Source organism: Sporosarcina sp. BP05 (assembly GCF_014282005.1).
GTDB lineage: Bacteria > Bacillota > Bacilli > Bacillales_A > Planococcaceae > Sporosarcina.
In genome coordinates, this window is record NZ_JACFTD010000003.1 from 56,890 (window position 1) to 70,027 (window position 13,138).

13 protein-coding genes are annotated in these 13,138 nt (G+C 39.4%); 8 read left to right on the forward strand and 5 right to left on the reverse strand.

Annotated elements, in window-relative coordinates:
• The first annotated feature begins 64 nt into the window (after positions 1–64).
• Positions 65–1,282: a dicarboxylate/amino acid:cation symporter gene (locus H2672_RS05020; protein WP_186670251.1), complete on the forward strand. Its 1,218-nt coding sequence runs from the start codon at positions 65–67 to the stop codon at positions 1,280–1,282.
• 53 nt (positions 1,283–1,335) lie between these two features.
• Here H2672_RS05020 and H2672_RS05025 read toward each other — a convergent pair whose 3' ends face one another.
• A complete protein-coding gene (locus H2672_RS05025) occupies positions 1,336–1,707 on the reverse strand; it encodes a winged helix-turn-helix transcriptional regulator (RefSeq protein WP_186669811.1) in 372 nt (123 codons plus the stop codon).
• 193 nt (positions 1,708–1,900) lie between these two features.
• On the opposite strand from H2672_RS05025, the gene H2672_RS05030 reads away from it, so the two are divergent.
• From H2672_RS05030 to H2672_RS05040, 3 genes are all read left to right on the forward strand, one after another.
• The gene (locus H2672_RS05030; RefSeq protein WP_186669813.1) at positions 1,901–3,100 is read left to right on the forward strand and encodes an MFS transporter; all 1,200 of its coding nucleotides are present in this window, start codon (positions 1,901–1,903) and stop codon (positions 3,098–3,100) included.
• Positions 3,101–3,167: 67 nt separating this feature from the next.
• A complete protein-coding gene (locus tag H2672_RS05035) occupies positions 3,168–4,007 on the forward strand; it encodes an aldo/keto reductase (RefSeq protein ID WP_222439309.1) in 840 nt (279 codons plus the stop codon).
• A gap of 226 nt (positions 4,008–4,233) precedes the next feature.
• A complete protein-coding gene (locus tag H2672_RS05040) occupies positions 4,234–4,596 on the forward strand; it encodes a glyoxalase superfamily protein (protein WP_186669815.1) in 363 nt (120 codons plus the stop codon).
• A 43-nt stretch (positions 4,597–4,639) separates the two neighbouring features.
• Here the strand turns inward: H2672_RS05040 and H2672_RS05045 are convergent, their stop codons facing one another.
• Together H2672_RS05045 and H2672_RS05050 are read right to left on the reverse strand one after the other, a co-directional pair.
• A complete protein-coding gene (locus tag H2672_RS05045) occupies positions 4,640–4,918 on the reverse strand; it encodes a hypothetical protein (protein ID WP_186669817.1) in 279 nt (92 codons plus the stop codon).
• A gap of 278 nt (positions 4,919–5,196) precedes the next feature.
• Entirely contained in the window at positions 5,197–6,792 is a 1,596-nt protein-coding gene (locus H2672_RS05050; protein ID WP_186669819.1) for a catalase, read from the reverse strand.
• 180 nt (positions 6,793–6,972) lie between these two features.
• Here H2672_RS05050 and H2672_RS05055 point away from each other — a divergent pair, with 180 nt between their 5' ends.
• Positions 6,973–7,575 (forward strand): YitT family protein, encoded by a 603-nt coding sequence (locus H2672_RS05055; RefSeq protein WP_186669821.1) that lies wholly within the window; start codon positions 6,973–6,975, stop codon positions 7,573–7,575.
• A gap of 199 nt (positions 7,576–7,774) precedes the next feature.
• Here the strand turns inward: H2672_RS05055 and H2672_RS05060 are convergent, their stop codons facing one another.
• Positions 7,775–8,689: a ketopantoate reductase family protein gene (locus H2672_RS05060; RefSeq protein WP_186669829.1), complete on the reverse strand. Its 915-nt coding sequence runs from the start codon at positions 8,687–8,689 to the stop codon at positions 7,775–7,777.
• Between the two features lie 583 nt (positions 8,690–9,272).
• Here H2672_RS05060 and H2672_RS05065 point away from each other — a divergent pair.
• The 3 genes from H2672_RS05065 to H2672_RS05075 all read left to right on the forward strand — a co-directional run bounded on the left by H2672_RS05065 (position 9,273) and on the right by H2672_RS05075 (position 12,246).
• Positions 9,273–10,493, forward strand: coding sequence for an MFS transporter (locus H2672_RS05065; RefSeq protein WP_186669831.1), 1,221 nt, complete (start codon positions 9,273–9,275; stop codon positions 10,491–10,493).
• A gap of 9 nt (positions 10,494–10,502) precedes the next feature.
• Positions 10,503–10,973, forward strand: a complete 471-nt coding sequence (locus H2672_RS05070; protein WP_186669833.1) for a DinB family protein — start codon at positions 10,503–10,505, stop codon at positions 10,971–10,973.
• A gap of 97 nt (positions 10,974–11,070) precedes the next feature.
• A complete protein-coding gene (locus H2672_RS05075) occupies positions 11,071–12,246 on the forward strand; it encodes an MFS transporter (RefSeq protein ID WP_186669835.1) in 1,176 nt (391 codons plus the stop codon).
• A 110-nt stretch (positions 12,247–12,356) separates the two neighbouring features.
• Here H2672_RS05075 and H2672_RS05080 read toward each other — a convergent pair whose 3' ends face one another.
• Complete coding sequence (locus H2672_RS05080; protein WP_186669843.1) at positions 12,357–12,782, reverse strand: protein-tyrosine phosphatase family protein; 426 nt, start codon at positions 12,780–12,782, stop codon at positions 12,357–12,359.
• Positions 12,783–13,138 lie beyond the last annotated feature (356 nt).

Sequence of the window (13,138 nt, forward strand, 5' to 3'; positions counted from 1 at the left end):
TTGATGGCTAGACTTGTATAAGATGGTGTAAGCAAAAAAATGAAGGAGGGAGAGGAAAATGAATATCAAGTTTAATCTTGTCACGCAGATTTTTATCGCATTCGTCTTGGCTATTATTTTAGGCAGTATCTTTGGTAGTTCTATTGATTTCTTGAAGCCGTTTGGCGATCTGTTTCTACGGCTAATTAAATTCATCATTGCTCCGCTTATCTTTTCGACATTAGTCGTAGGTGTTGCAGGAACGTCCGATCCGAAACAGCTCGGGAGAATCGGTGTTAAAACGATTTCGTATTATTTAGTTACGACGGCAATTGCAATCATTATAGGGTTGGCTGTCGCATTTACGATATCACCTGGTAAAGGAATTACGATATCGACAGAAGGATTAACTATTCCAGAAGCTGCTACTCAAGAACCACAAAGCGCCATTACAACAATCTTGAACATTATTCCTGAAAATCCGTTTACTGCTTTGGCTGCAGGGAATATATTACAAATCATCTTCTTCGCATTGTTCATCGGTTTAGCCATAACATTTGTTGGTGAAAAAGCACAACGGGTTTACCATTTCTTTGAAGGTTTTGCAGAAGTAATGTATAAAATAACCGGTATCGTTATGAAAGTGGCACCACTCGGGATTCTCGGATTGCTCGCTCCAGTTGTCGGTCAGTATGGATTAGCAGTTCTTTTGCCACTTGTAAAAGTGATAGCAGCCGTTTATATTGCCTGCATCCTTCATGCAGTTATTGTTTACTCGTCTGCTGTAAAGGTTTTGGGAAAAATGAGTCCCATCAAGTTTTTTAAAGGGATTTCACCTGCTGCACTTGTCGCTTTCAGTACGGCAAGTAGTGCTGGAACATTGCCAGTAACCATTAAAAATACGAATGAAAACCTAGGTGTGCCAAATAAAATTTCGAGCTTCGTTCTTCCGCTTGGTGCAACGATTAATATGGATGGGACAGCCATTTATCAAGGTGTTGCCGTTGTCTTCATTGCACAATTTTACAATCTAAACTTGTCATTTACTCAACTTTTAACCATTGTCTTAATCACAATTTTAGCTTCAATTGGAACAGCTGGAGTACCGGGTGCTGGTATGATTATGTTGGCGATGGTTCTAACCTCTGTCAATATGCCCCTCGAAGGAATCGCGCTTATCGCAGGTATTGATCGGATTTTGGATATGATGCGTACAACCGTGAATATTGTAGGGGATGCATCCGCAGCAGTTGTGGTAGCGGGCACTGAAAAAGATCAAATTGAAGTTGTTCCAAGCGATTGAAGCACAGAAAAAGCGCCCTCCGCAATTGCAGAAGGTGCTTTTTCTCCTGTTCATTATTTTAGTTTATCGTTTAAAATGCTATCTTCTAGAACGGAAAATTTATCTCCATATACTTTCGTAATATGTACGTTCCCCCATGCACATAGCGAATCTAATATGCCCTCTAAACTTAAACCATATTCACTCAATTCATATTCTACTTTAGGTGGAACCTGGTTGTAGGCAATCCGGTTAATTACGCCATCTGCTTCTAGCTCACGCAATTGTTGCGTGAGCATTTTTTGTGTGATGTCAGGCATGAGCCGTTTCAATTCACTCGTCCGTTTTTTACCATGTGTTAAATGGCACAGAATAACACATTTCCACTTTCCCCCAATTACTTCCAATGTTGCTTCGACGGATATATTATACTTCTTTTTTGTCATAGTTATCCTCCTCAGCTTAGGGTACTAAAAAGTACCTATATAACCTTTTAGTGCCTATGGTACTTTAAAGTGCGTACTTTTCTTTTTAATCCCTGTGACTCATACTAACATTTGCAGGTGAATTGCACGAGTAATTTAATTTTGCACTCCGCAAATTCAATCATACAACATGGGAATAGGAAGGATGAAAATAATGACTTTAGATAAAAAGAGGAGTATGTTTGCGCTGCTTGCATTAGCTATCAGTGCATTTGCAATAGGAACAACGGAATTTATTAGTGTTGGGCTGTTGCCGTTGATCTCTCAAGACTTAGACATATCGGTGACAACGGCAGGACTAACTGTTTCCCTGTACGCGTTAGGAGTAATGATAGGTGCCCCATTATTAACATCGCTTACTTCAAGAATGCCAAGGAAAAAATTATTGTTATGGATTATGATAGTCTTTATCATAGGAAACGGGATTGCAGCGGGTGCAACTAGTGTTACCGTTTTGCTTGTTGCCCGTGTCATATCCGCGTTTTCACATGGTGTTTTTATGTCAATTGGATCGACGATTGCTGCTGATTTAGTTCCTGAAAATCGTAGAGCAAGTGCGATTTCAATTATGTTTACTGGGCTTACTGTTGCTACGATTACAGGAGTTCCATTTGGCACATTCATAGGGCAACAATTTGGTTGGCGCTTTGCTTTTGTAGCGATTGTTGTCATCGGGGTTATAGGGTTTATTGCGAACAGTATTCTTGTTCCATCAGATTTACGTCAAAGTACTCCGACAACGATTCGGGACCAAGTTAAGCTCATAACAAATAGCCGGATATTGCTGGTATTGACTATTACAGCACTAGGGTACGGAGGAACATTTGTCGTATTCACGTACTTATCTCCGTTGCTTCAGACGATAACAGGATTTAAACAAGGAACCATCGTGATCATCTTACTTGTTTACGGAATTGCGATAGCAATTGGTAATATGATTGGCGGAAAGCTGTCAAATAAAAATCCGATTGGTTCGCTATTTTATATGTTTATTGCGCAAGCAATTGTGCTTTTCATATTGACATTTACAGCTCCATTTAAGGTTGTGGGTTTAGTAACAATACTTTTCATGGGTTTGTTTGCATTTATGAACGTTTCTGGACTTCAAGTGTATGTCGTCATGTTAGCCGAACGATTTGTACCGAGTGCAGTAGACGTTGCTTCTGCTATGAATATTGCCGCATTTAATGCCGGAATTGCGATGGGTGCGTACGTAGGTGGAGTGGTTACTGATTCGATTGGGCTCATTCATACGGCTTGGATTGCAGGGACAATGGTACTGATTGCAGCCATATTAACAGGCGTTAGTCGGGCGCTAGAAAGAAAAGATCAGCAAAGGATTAACCAATCCTGAAAGGGGGTGATTGGAACTGTGTAATCCGTAGCACAACTTTAATTAAAAAATAGGGGGACATTAAATAATGAAAAACTTACAATCGTCAACAACGTTGCATAATGGTACGAAAATGCCTTGGCTGGGTCTCGGTGTATTTAAAGTTGAAGAAGGTCAAGAATTAGTAAATGCAGTGAAGACTGCGATTGCACATGGTTATCGTAGTGTCGATACAGCCGCGATTTACGGCAATGAGGTTGGCGTAGGACTAGGTGTTCGTGAGGCGGTTGAAGAAACAGGTATTGCGCGAGAAAATCTATTTATCACATCAAAAGTTTGGAATTCAGAGTTGGGCTACGAATCAACAATTGCAGCTTATGAAGAGAGCTTAACGAAACTAGGTTTAGATTATTTAGATCTATACCTTATTCACTGGCCGGTAGCAGGTAAATATAAAGAAGCATGGAGAGCGCTAGAAACGCTTTATAAAGAAGGACGTGTTAAAGCAATTGGCGTAAGTAATTTCCAAATTCATCATCTTGAAGACTTGATGGAGGATGCGGAAATTAAACCAATGGTGAACCAAGTGGAATTCCATCCGCGTTTAACGCAAAAAGAACTGCAAACATTTTGCCAACAACAGGATATTCAATTGGAAGCATGGTCCCCCCTCATGCAAGGAGGATTGCTAGATAACACAGATCTTCAAGAAATTGCAGATAAGCATGGTAAATCCATCGCCCAAGTTATTTTACGCTGGGATTTACAAAATGGCGTCATCACAATTCCAAAATCAACGAAAGAACATCGTATTGCTGAAAATGCAACCGTTTTTGATTTTGAATTAACGGCAGATGACATGAAACGCATCGATAGTTTGAATCAAAATCATCGAGTTGGTCCAGATCCGGATAACTTTGATTTTTAATAAAAGCAAGTCCCCTATCATCTGAACGAGGATAGGGGACTTGCTTTGCGCGGTAATGTTTGCTGATGGGAATTGAAGTTATTGACACATGATTAGATTGAATTTGTAATTTATTATTGGTATAGTATTGAATAATCTGGCTATGGCGTGGTATATATACTGAATCATGTTTAGCGGTAGCATATTGCAGATAAATAACTTTATGGATTAGAGAGGAGCGTAATGTATGAAGTGTAAGGATATCACGCCGATTTTTCGAATATTTGATGAGAAGAAAGCGAAAGAATTTTACGTTGACTATTTAGGATTTGTTGTAGATTGGGAACATCGATTTGAGGAGAACATGCCATTGTATATGCAGGTGTCAAACGGAAATTGTAAAATTCATCTTTCAGAACATCATGGGGATTGTAGCCCAGGAGCTGCAATCCGGATTGCGATTGAAAATATCGAAGGCCTTCATGCAATGCTTCATTCGAAAGAATATAAATACGCACGTCCTGGTATTGAAACAACTCCATGGCAAACAAGGGAACTGACAGTTGGCGATCCATTCAGCAATCGTATTGTTTTTTTTGAGGAGGAATAATGAAAAAGAGGGTTTTCTTCAATAGAAGAAAACCCTCTTTTCATTATTTACTATTTCTGTAGGAATTTAAGATTTGATCGGACTGTTGCATGATTTGTAAGGCGTTGTTGATAGATTGTTGTCTTTTATACGTCTGGAACTTCTCTTTGATTTTTTCCGAATTATCAAGGATTGCAGGTAACTTAACACTTGGCGCGACAAATAAGGTGTCATTGTTTATGAACGAACTGCCTGGCAAGTGGTTCTGCATGCCGAGCAATTTTTTCGCTAAACGGATTGTGGCCGTTCGTTCATCCGTAGCTCTCCGAAGATCCAGGTCCACTAAGTGCTAAAGCCTCTGGGAACGAATGAATAGACACTTTTCCACTTTAAGAAAGTAGCCAAAGTTGCAATTTTAGCTCATAAATCATTCTCTATTGCATTTCTTCATTTTAAAATTTAAGGAAGTGTCACTTTCAATATGGTACCTCAATGTTACTTGTATTATCTTTGCTAAAATAAGCAAAGAAGACATTACTCTATAAATATCGGAGTGAAAAAAATAGTCCGAAAAAAAACAGCTCACCCCAATGGTTTTATTCCATTGAGTGAGCTGTTTTATTAATATGGATCGGCGTCATGGCTTTTTCTCACTGCTTCATCAGGGGCTTGATCGCCATCTCTATTTCCGAGGGGCTTCTGACTCGACACTTTTGTTGATGCTTGCGTCAAGCCATCACGTAAACGACGTCCGTATTCTTGATCGGCTTCTTCAGCAAGTTCCATCATTTTATCTTGAATGCGCTGGTCACAACTTGAAAGGTCTGAAACCAAATTTGAAATCAAATCTGCTCGTTCCCATTCTTTAAAATTGCGATACGTGTCTCCAGCTTGCTTTGTATTGCTTTGTCGGTCAATCGACTCCCGCACAAGTTTACCTTCAATATAGGGGGTGTATTCTATTCCATCTTGTTCCGCTTCTTTTAATCCGCCCAAAATCGATGGCTCGTAATTAATATGAGGGTTCTGACCCGGAGCTCGGTCAAGTTTATACTGCATTTGTCCGCCACTCTGATTTGTTGCGACCCGTTTTTTTGGAGAATTAATGGGTAGCTGTAAATAGTTGGCACCAACGCGATGACGCTGCGTATCAGAGTAAGAGAAAGTGCGCCCTTGAAGCATTTTATCATCAGAAAAATCAAGACCATCAACAAGCACACCTGTACCGAATGCAACTTGTTCTACTTCAGTAAAGTAATCTTCAGGGTTTTTGTTCAAGGTCATCTTTCCGACAGGTAGCCAAGGGAACTGATCTTCCGGCCATAATTTTGTATCATCAAGCGGGTCGAAATCGAGATCTGGATGCTCTTCATCACTCATAATTTGGACAAGTAACTCCCATTCGGGATAATCACCATCTTTGATCGCATCATGTAAATCTTGTGTCGCATGATTGAAACTTGTTCCCTGGATTTCACTTGCTTCTTGTTGGGTCAAGTTTTTAATACCTTGTTTGGGCTCCCAATGATACTTGACAAGTACTGCAACGCCTTCTTGGTTCACCCATTTATACGTATTGACACCGGAGCCTTGCATCATGCGGTAGTTAGCGGGAATCCCCCAGGGCGAATAGACGAATGTCACCATATGGAATGATTCAGGTGAGCTGGCACAAAAATCGAAAAAGCGTTCACCATCTTGAATATTCGTAATCGGGTCTGGTTTAAAGGCGTGAATCATATCAGGGAACTTAATCGCATCACGGATAAAGAAAATTTTCAAGTTATTTCCGACGAGATCCCAGTTGCCGTCCTCTGTATAAAATTTCACAGCAAATCCACGGGGGTCACGGAGTGTTTCAGGTGAGTGACCACCATGAATAACGGATGAAAAGCGGACGAATACAGGCGTCTGTTTGCCTTTCACCTGAAATAGTTTTGCGCGTGTATACTTGGACACAGGTTCGTCACCAGTTGTTCCGTAAGCTTCGAAAAAGCCGTGCGCGCCGGCACCACGCGCATGGACAACACGTTCAGGAATTCGTTCTCTGTCGAAGTGGCTGATTTTTTCTAGAAAATCATAGTTTTCTAAAACAGCAGGACCTCGATTGCCGACTGTCCTTAGGTTCTGGTTGTTTGTAACAGGATGTCCCTGTCTATTCGTCAATGTGTCTTCTTGTTCATCATTCGAGTTGTTAGTGGTTGAACTTTCAGGCAAATAAAAACCTCCTCTTTAATGAAATTCATCTTGAATAGGGTATCTCATCCTCACTCTGCTCAATATCGAAGGAATTAATTCCTGTTTTAGTTTATTTTGAAAATGAATGTTGTGAATGAGTGTAGAAATGCCGGAGACAAACATATACATCAATAAAGTAATTGAAATAGGTGGGGTCTTGTGTACATATTGCAAAAGGCATTGACGATATTTATGGGAAGTATATTAATTGCAATTGGTGTGAATGCATTTCTTGTTCCATTCGAGTTGTTGGATGGTGGTGCGATTGGTATTAGTCTAATTATCCATTACTCGATGGGCGTCAAAGTAGGGCTAACATTTCTTATCGTAGGCATTCCGATTTTTATGTTGGCTTGGAAGTATTACCGTTCATTCTTTTATAACGGAATCCACGGCATGTTGTTTTCATCCCTAATCATAGATTTGTTATATCCACTGAATGTGATTGGAAGGGAATTGGTGACTGGTCCTCTAATGAGCGCAATATGTGGCGGAATATTTATTGGTATAGGAGTCGGCATCATGCTTCGTAAAGACATTAGTATTGGGGGAACCGATTTACTTGCACAAATGATCGCTAGAAAACTAGGCATTAATACAGGTTTTGTGATTTTTTGTATCGATGTACTGATTGTTTCAATGGGAAGCTTATTGATCCCTTCCGTTAATTTGGTTTTGTCGTTTACGACGGTGTTCATTGTCGGGCTCACAACGAGTTTGATTGTATCGGTATCTGGAAAAGTTATTAATGTAAAAGTGTAGCGATAGCGCCCGTATTGATAGTAAGAAATGACTTGAAGAATAATTATGAAGTTTAAAAGCATTACATCGAAACTCCGAAATGTCACGGAGAATCTCAATAAGGAGAGTGGGGGCATACAGATTAACAAATTGAATCATTGAGACTAAAAAAGCTAACAGGGAAACAAGACCAAGTGTATCTCACTCGGTCTTGTTTCTGTCAGTCTTTTTTTTCGTAAATCTTTAGTTTGGTATAAATTGTTTCCAGTGTCGGGGTGGGAATGCCATGCGTTTTTGCATGTTGCAATAATAAACCTTGCAGATGATCAGCTTCTAATGGAAGGGATTTTTCCATGTCTCGTTGCATCGATGATTTCATGTCATACGGCATAGTACTTATTTTAGTGAATAGGTCTCTCGTAATTGTATCTTGTATAGGTGCACCCATCTTTTTCATTACTGTCCCGAGTTCTTCCAAAAGTGAGGCAATCGTATTACGCCCGGATTCAAGTTCCATGATAGGTCCAATAGAGGATCCCATAAGTGAAGTGACACCAGACATTACTGTAATGAACAAATATTTGTGCCACATTTCTTGAGTGATTTGTTTACTTAGGTCAAATGAAGCGTTTGCTCCATTAAAAACCGATTTTAATTTTTCAATCCGGGGTGTGATTTCACCGGATCTTTCGCCGTAAACAAGTTGGTGGAGTGGGCTTTTTTGAAGGATGGTCCCGTGTTCGTCAAGTGTTGTCTCGATAAAGCAAAGGCCCCCTATAACTGCATGTTCACCAAAAGCATCGACTAATTGGTCAAGATGGCCGATACAATTCAAAAGTGGCAGAATAATCGTGTCCTCTTTAACAAATAGACGGACATCATCAATTGCTTGTGTAAGATGATAGGACTTCGTTGAAATGATGACTACATCAAATTTCTCCCCAATGTCGTTTATCGTAATCAGTTGGGGAATGAACTTCATATTACCGTTAACACTTTCAATAGTTAAGCCAGATTTTTCAAGCGCTTCTTTACGCTTTGCCCGGACAAGAAAAGTAACGTTCTCCCCTTTTTCTATTAATCTTCCCCCGAAATAACCTCCGATTGCCCCCGCCCCGACGATTAATATCTTCACGTAAAATCCCCCCGCATCTGTATGATAAACTCTAGTATACATTAATCAGAGTTATTAGAAACGTTGTGTTGCGTGAAATGAAAAACGGTGGCACGACGAGACTTGAATGTCCCACTTGCCATCATTTAGCCTTAACCAATAATCGTAATCTATTTATTGTCAAGAACTTCATTTGTTTCGGAATCAACATTAGAGAATTGTTCACCCACGAATGCATCATCGTCTTTTTCTTTACTATATAAGTTAACCTACTTTTGAGGTGTAGAGAGATTGATAAATTTCATTTCAGTGTCCCCACCGGTTCCGCATATACCAGTTTCTAAGTCACATATTGAATTGCTTTTCATTTCCATCCCACTTCCTCATTTCTTTAGTTTGTATTTGTCAGTTCCAATAAATTAGGGACAATGGGTCCATTAAAAAGCCTGTCTAAAAAATATAGAAGCACGATTCCAAATTAAGTATATTGACATAGGTAGATTAAATCATTATTTTTTGCTTTATTAAACATCCGGTTATTCATAGTCTTTGATATACTTAGCCTATTAAGTTATCAACGTCAAAAAAAGGGAGCGGAAATCAAATGGCCGAAGAAAAAAATTCATCCGCATTAGGAAACCCCGTTTATCCAATCATGTTTGCAATTGGCGGCGTCCATTTGTTGAATGATACGCTTCAATCTGTCATTCCTGCAATGTTTCCGGTTCTTGTAAGGGATAGGGGATTCAGCTTTACTCAACTTGGGTTCATTTTCTTCGCTTTGAATATGGTTGCATCTGTGTTGCAACCGGTTATCGGGTATTTAAGCGATCGAAAGCCAAAACCTTATGCACTTCCTTTTGGAATGGTGTTTTCGCTTGTTGGCATAGGCGGACTCGCTTTTGCACCGAGCTATTGGCTACTAATTGTATCTGTCATGTTGCTTGGATTTGGTTCCGCTGTTTTTCATCCAGAAGGATCTCGAGTTTCATTTATGGCTGCTGGATCGAAGCGGGGGCTTTCCCAGTCCATCTATCAAGTAGGTGGAAACTCTGGTCAGGCACTTGCTCCGTTGATTGGGGCGTACATATTAGTTCCTTATGGCCAAAAATCGGCAGCGTTATTCTTGCTTGTCGCGGCACTTGGTATTTTCATTTTGATGAAAATATCTGCCTGGTATAAAAAACAGTTGGAACAGGAGAAATTAAACAATCGTAAAAAAGTGCTACTATCTTCTATTGGTAATTTGACGAAAAGGAAAATAGGGATAGCACTAGGTTTACTTCTTGTCATCATCTTCGCCCGTTCATTTTACGTTACGAATATTACAAGCTTTTTCATCTTTCACTTGGTGGAGAAATATAACATATCAGATAAAGAAGGACTACTCTATATATTCCTGTTTCTTGCACTTGGGGCAGTGGGCACATTTTTCGGCGGACCGATGGCAGACAAAATTGGACGGAAAAATGTCATTGTACTTTCGCTTACGGTGCCGATACCGTTATGCCTATTGCTCCCATACGCTTCATTATGGATTGTAGCAGTGTTACTGATGTTAATTGGTTTTTTCATTATGCTAAGCTTTTCGGTGACGGTTGTTTATGCACAAGAACTAGTACCAAGCAAAATTGGGACGATGGCAGGGCTGACTGTTGGCCTGGCATTTGGTATGGGAGCAATCGGTTCGGTTGTCATCGGAATAATGATGGATAGTATCGGGATTTACCCGACGATGATCATTGTTTCATTCCTCCCTATTATTGGACTTGTAGGATTGGCGCTTCCGCGCGATCAAAAAATAACAGCAGAAACCGCTTCTTAAGGAGGAGAAATGAATAGTTATTGTAATAACACATTGCATCAGATAAGGATTGCGGTTGATTCCATCGTTGAGCTAGTGGATGGCTTGGAAGAACATGACTTACAACAAAGACCTACAGCCAATAAGCATTCGATTGGAGAGTTATTAGGACATATAGCGACAATTTGTAGAGCGGATTATTATATTTCTGATGGTAAGAATCATGAGGAAATGATTACATATTATTCAACGGTTTCATTGACTTCAAAAATAGAAATTAAAGAGGCGTTGTTGAGTAATTACGCTTTTATGGAAGAGAGGTTTATGAAGTTTAGTAAGGAAGAGTTGCATGAGGAAGTGACTTCTTATTGGGGAACAACGTATTCGCGATTTGAATGGCTTTTAGAAATAGTGGCCCATCTGTACCATCATAGGGGGCAGTTGCATTCAATGCTTGTCCATTGTTACGGTATGGATTTGAAGATTCAGTTGTTTGAATAAGTGTACTGTGAAAATAAATGGTTTTTCCAATTGGCTTTTACATTCATTCCATATTATAATATGAAGTCGGTTTATATTTGAAAGTGGGTTGTAAAAGTTGTCAAAAAACCAAAGGAAGAAAATGCTAGTATTAATGATAAATATGTTTATTGCGGTAGGAAGTTTTGGAATTATAATCCCTATTTTACCGGCCTATCTTTTGTCAATTGGTCAAGGTGGGATGGCAGCAGGCTTGATGATTGCCATATTTGCGGGAGCACAGCTTATTATGTCGCCAATAGCAGGGAAATGGACAGATCGCTATGGACGTAGAATAATGATTATTTCAGGGCTTAGCGGTTTGGCTCTATCAATGTTTGTTTTTTACTTTTCAGATTCAATTGGAGTTTTATATCTTTCACGCGTAATTGGCGGCGTTGGGGCAGCACTATTAATCCCTGCAATTTTTGCCTATGTGGCAGATATTACGACAATGGATCAGCGTGCCAAAGGTAATAGCTTCATTTCCGCTTCGATGTCACTTGGGATTGTTATTGGACCAGGAATCGGGGGATTCTTAGCTGATTTCGGTTTGAAAATGCCTTTGCTCATTTCAGCATTGGTAGGACTTGCAGCTGTTGCTTTCTCAGCATTCATGTTGGAGGAAAGCATGGATACGAAAGTCGAAGTATCTAATGAAAAGCCTGAGCCAATGGTAAAAGAAATTGCACAGTCATTTAACAAACCATACTTTATCCCTTTAGTTATAACACTTGTCATGAGCTTTGGGTTAATGGCGTATGAATCAGTTCTTGGACTTTTTGTAGATAATGTGTTCGAAGCCACTCCGAAAGATATTGCTATATTAGTGACGTCAACAGGTATCATCAGTGTAATCATTCAACTTTTTGCTGTTGAGTGGATTGTTCGCAAATTTGGTGAAGTGGTCGTATTAAACATTTTCCTTGTGCTTGCAGCACTTGGATTTTTACTGTCCATCTTTGTACCAAGTTATATCATGTTTTTCGGTGTTACAATGATTATTTTCCTATCGACCTCTATACTGAGACCAGTACTGACGACACTCATTTCGAAGTTAGCGGGGAACGAGCAAGGATTTGCGATGGGTATGAATAATGCATATATGAGCATTGGCAACGTCCTTGGTCCACTTCTTGCAGGCATTCTGTTTGACGTGAATATTATTTATCCGTTCATTCTTGGATTAATCGTTCTTGTTATTACGATTTTTGTCTCGATGAAATGGAAAGGTCCACAGAATATCTCAATGTGAAAAAACAGGCAATCCCAATTAGAGGGGTTTGCCTGTTTTTTGGGGGTTCTATAATATTTGTTGGGGTATCCATACAATTTTTTGTAAGTTCTGTTTGGATTAGCGCTTAATTAAATTTCATAAATTCGTTTCAGTGCATCTTTAAATTGAAGTTTTACATTAATAGCGGGTTGTATTAATTTCGCTTGTTGCTCCGCTTCATCAATGGAATCAGCTAGTCCTAGTTCCATTAATGTTGCAATAGCAATGGTTCCTGCTCTACCTCGGCCGGTATTGCAGTGAAAGTAGACATTCTTTCCCTCTTTATATGCATCGACTACTTTTTTAACCGCAGCTTGGATGGACTCATCTTGTTGCTGGGCATCATCCACTATAGGCTGATGTACACTTTTATCACTTGAGAGTGCACCTGTCACTTCTGCCCGTAAATCATAAATCACATCGATGTTTTCATTGGTAAGAAGATCATCAATTGCATCTACACCGCCAATAAAGATACGGTTTGGGATTAGTTCTTCATACTTTTTGTTCGTCATGGATGCTCACCTCATTATGTAGTTACAATCAGTATATCATTTTTTAAAGATTGCTTCATATGATCAATATTCACATTAGTAATAAGGTGATGTAAATGCGGTTTAATTAATAAAGGATAATTTTTTACGTGCTCGATTTACATTTATGTGATTAAAAAGTCAACACTTTAAACGATTTAGTGGCTAGGTCTAGTTTTAGTGTGAAGTTCTATATTTCCTGGGGAATATTTAGTGAGTTTTGAATATAAGGCAGATAATCATTTGTATATCACTGTAATTAAGGTTTTATTCATCGGGAGTAATGTGGAATTACTTTCAATTACGGCCTATCGGCGAAGAATAACCATTCTTTTTTT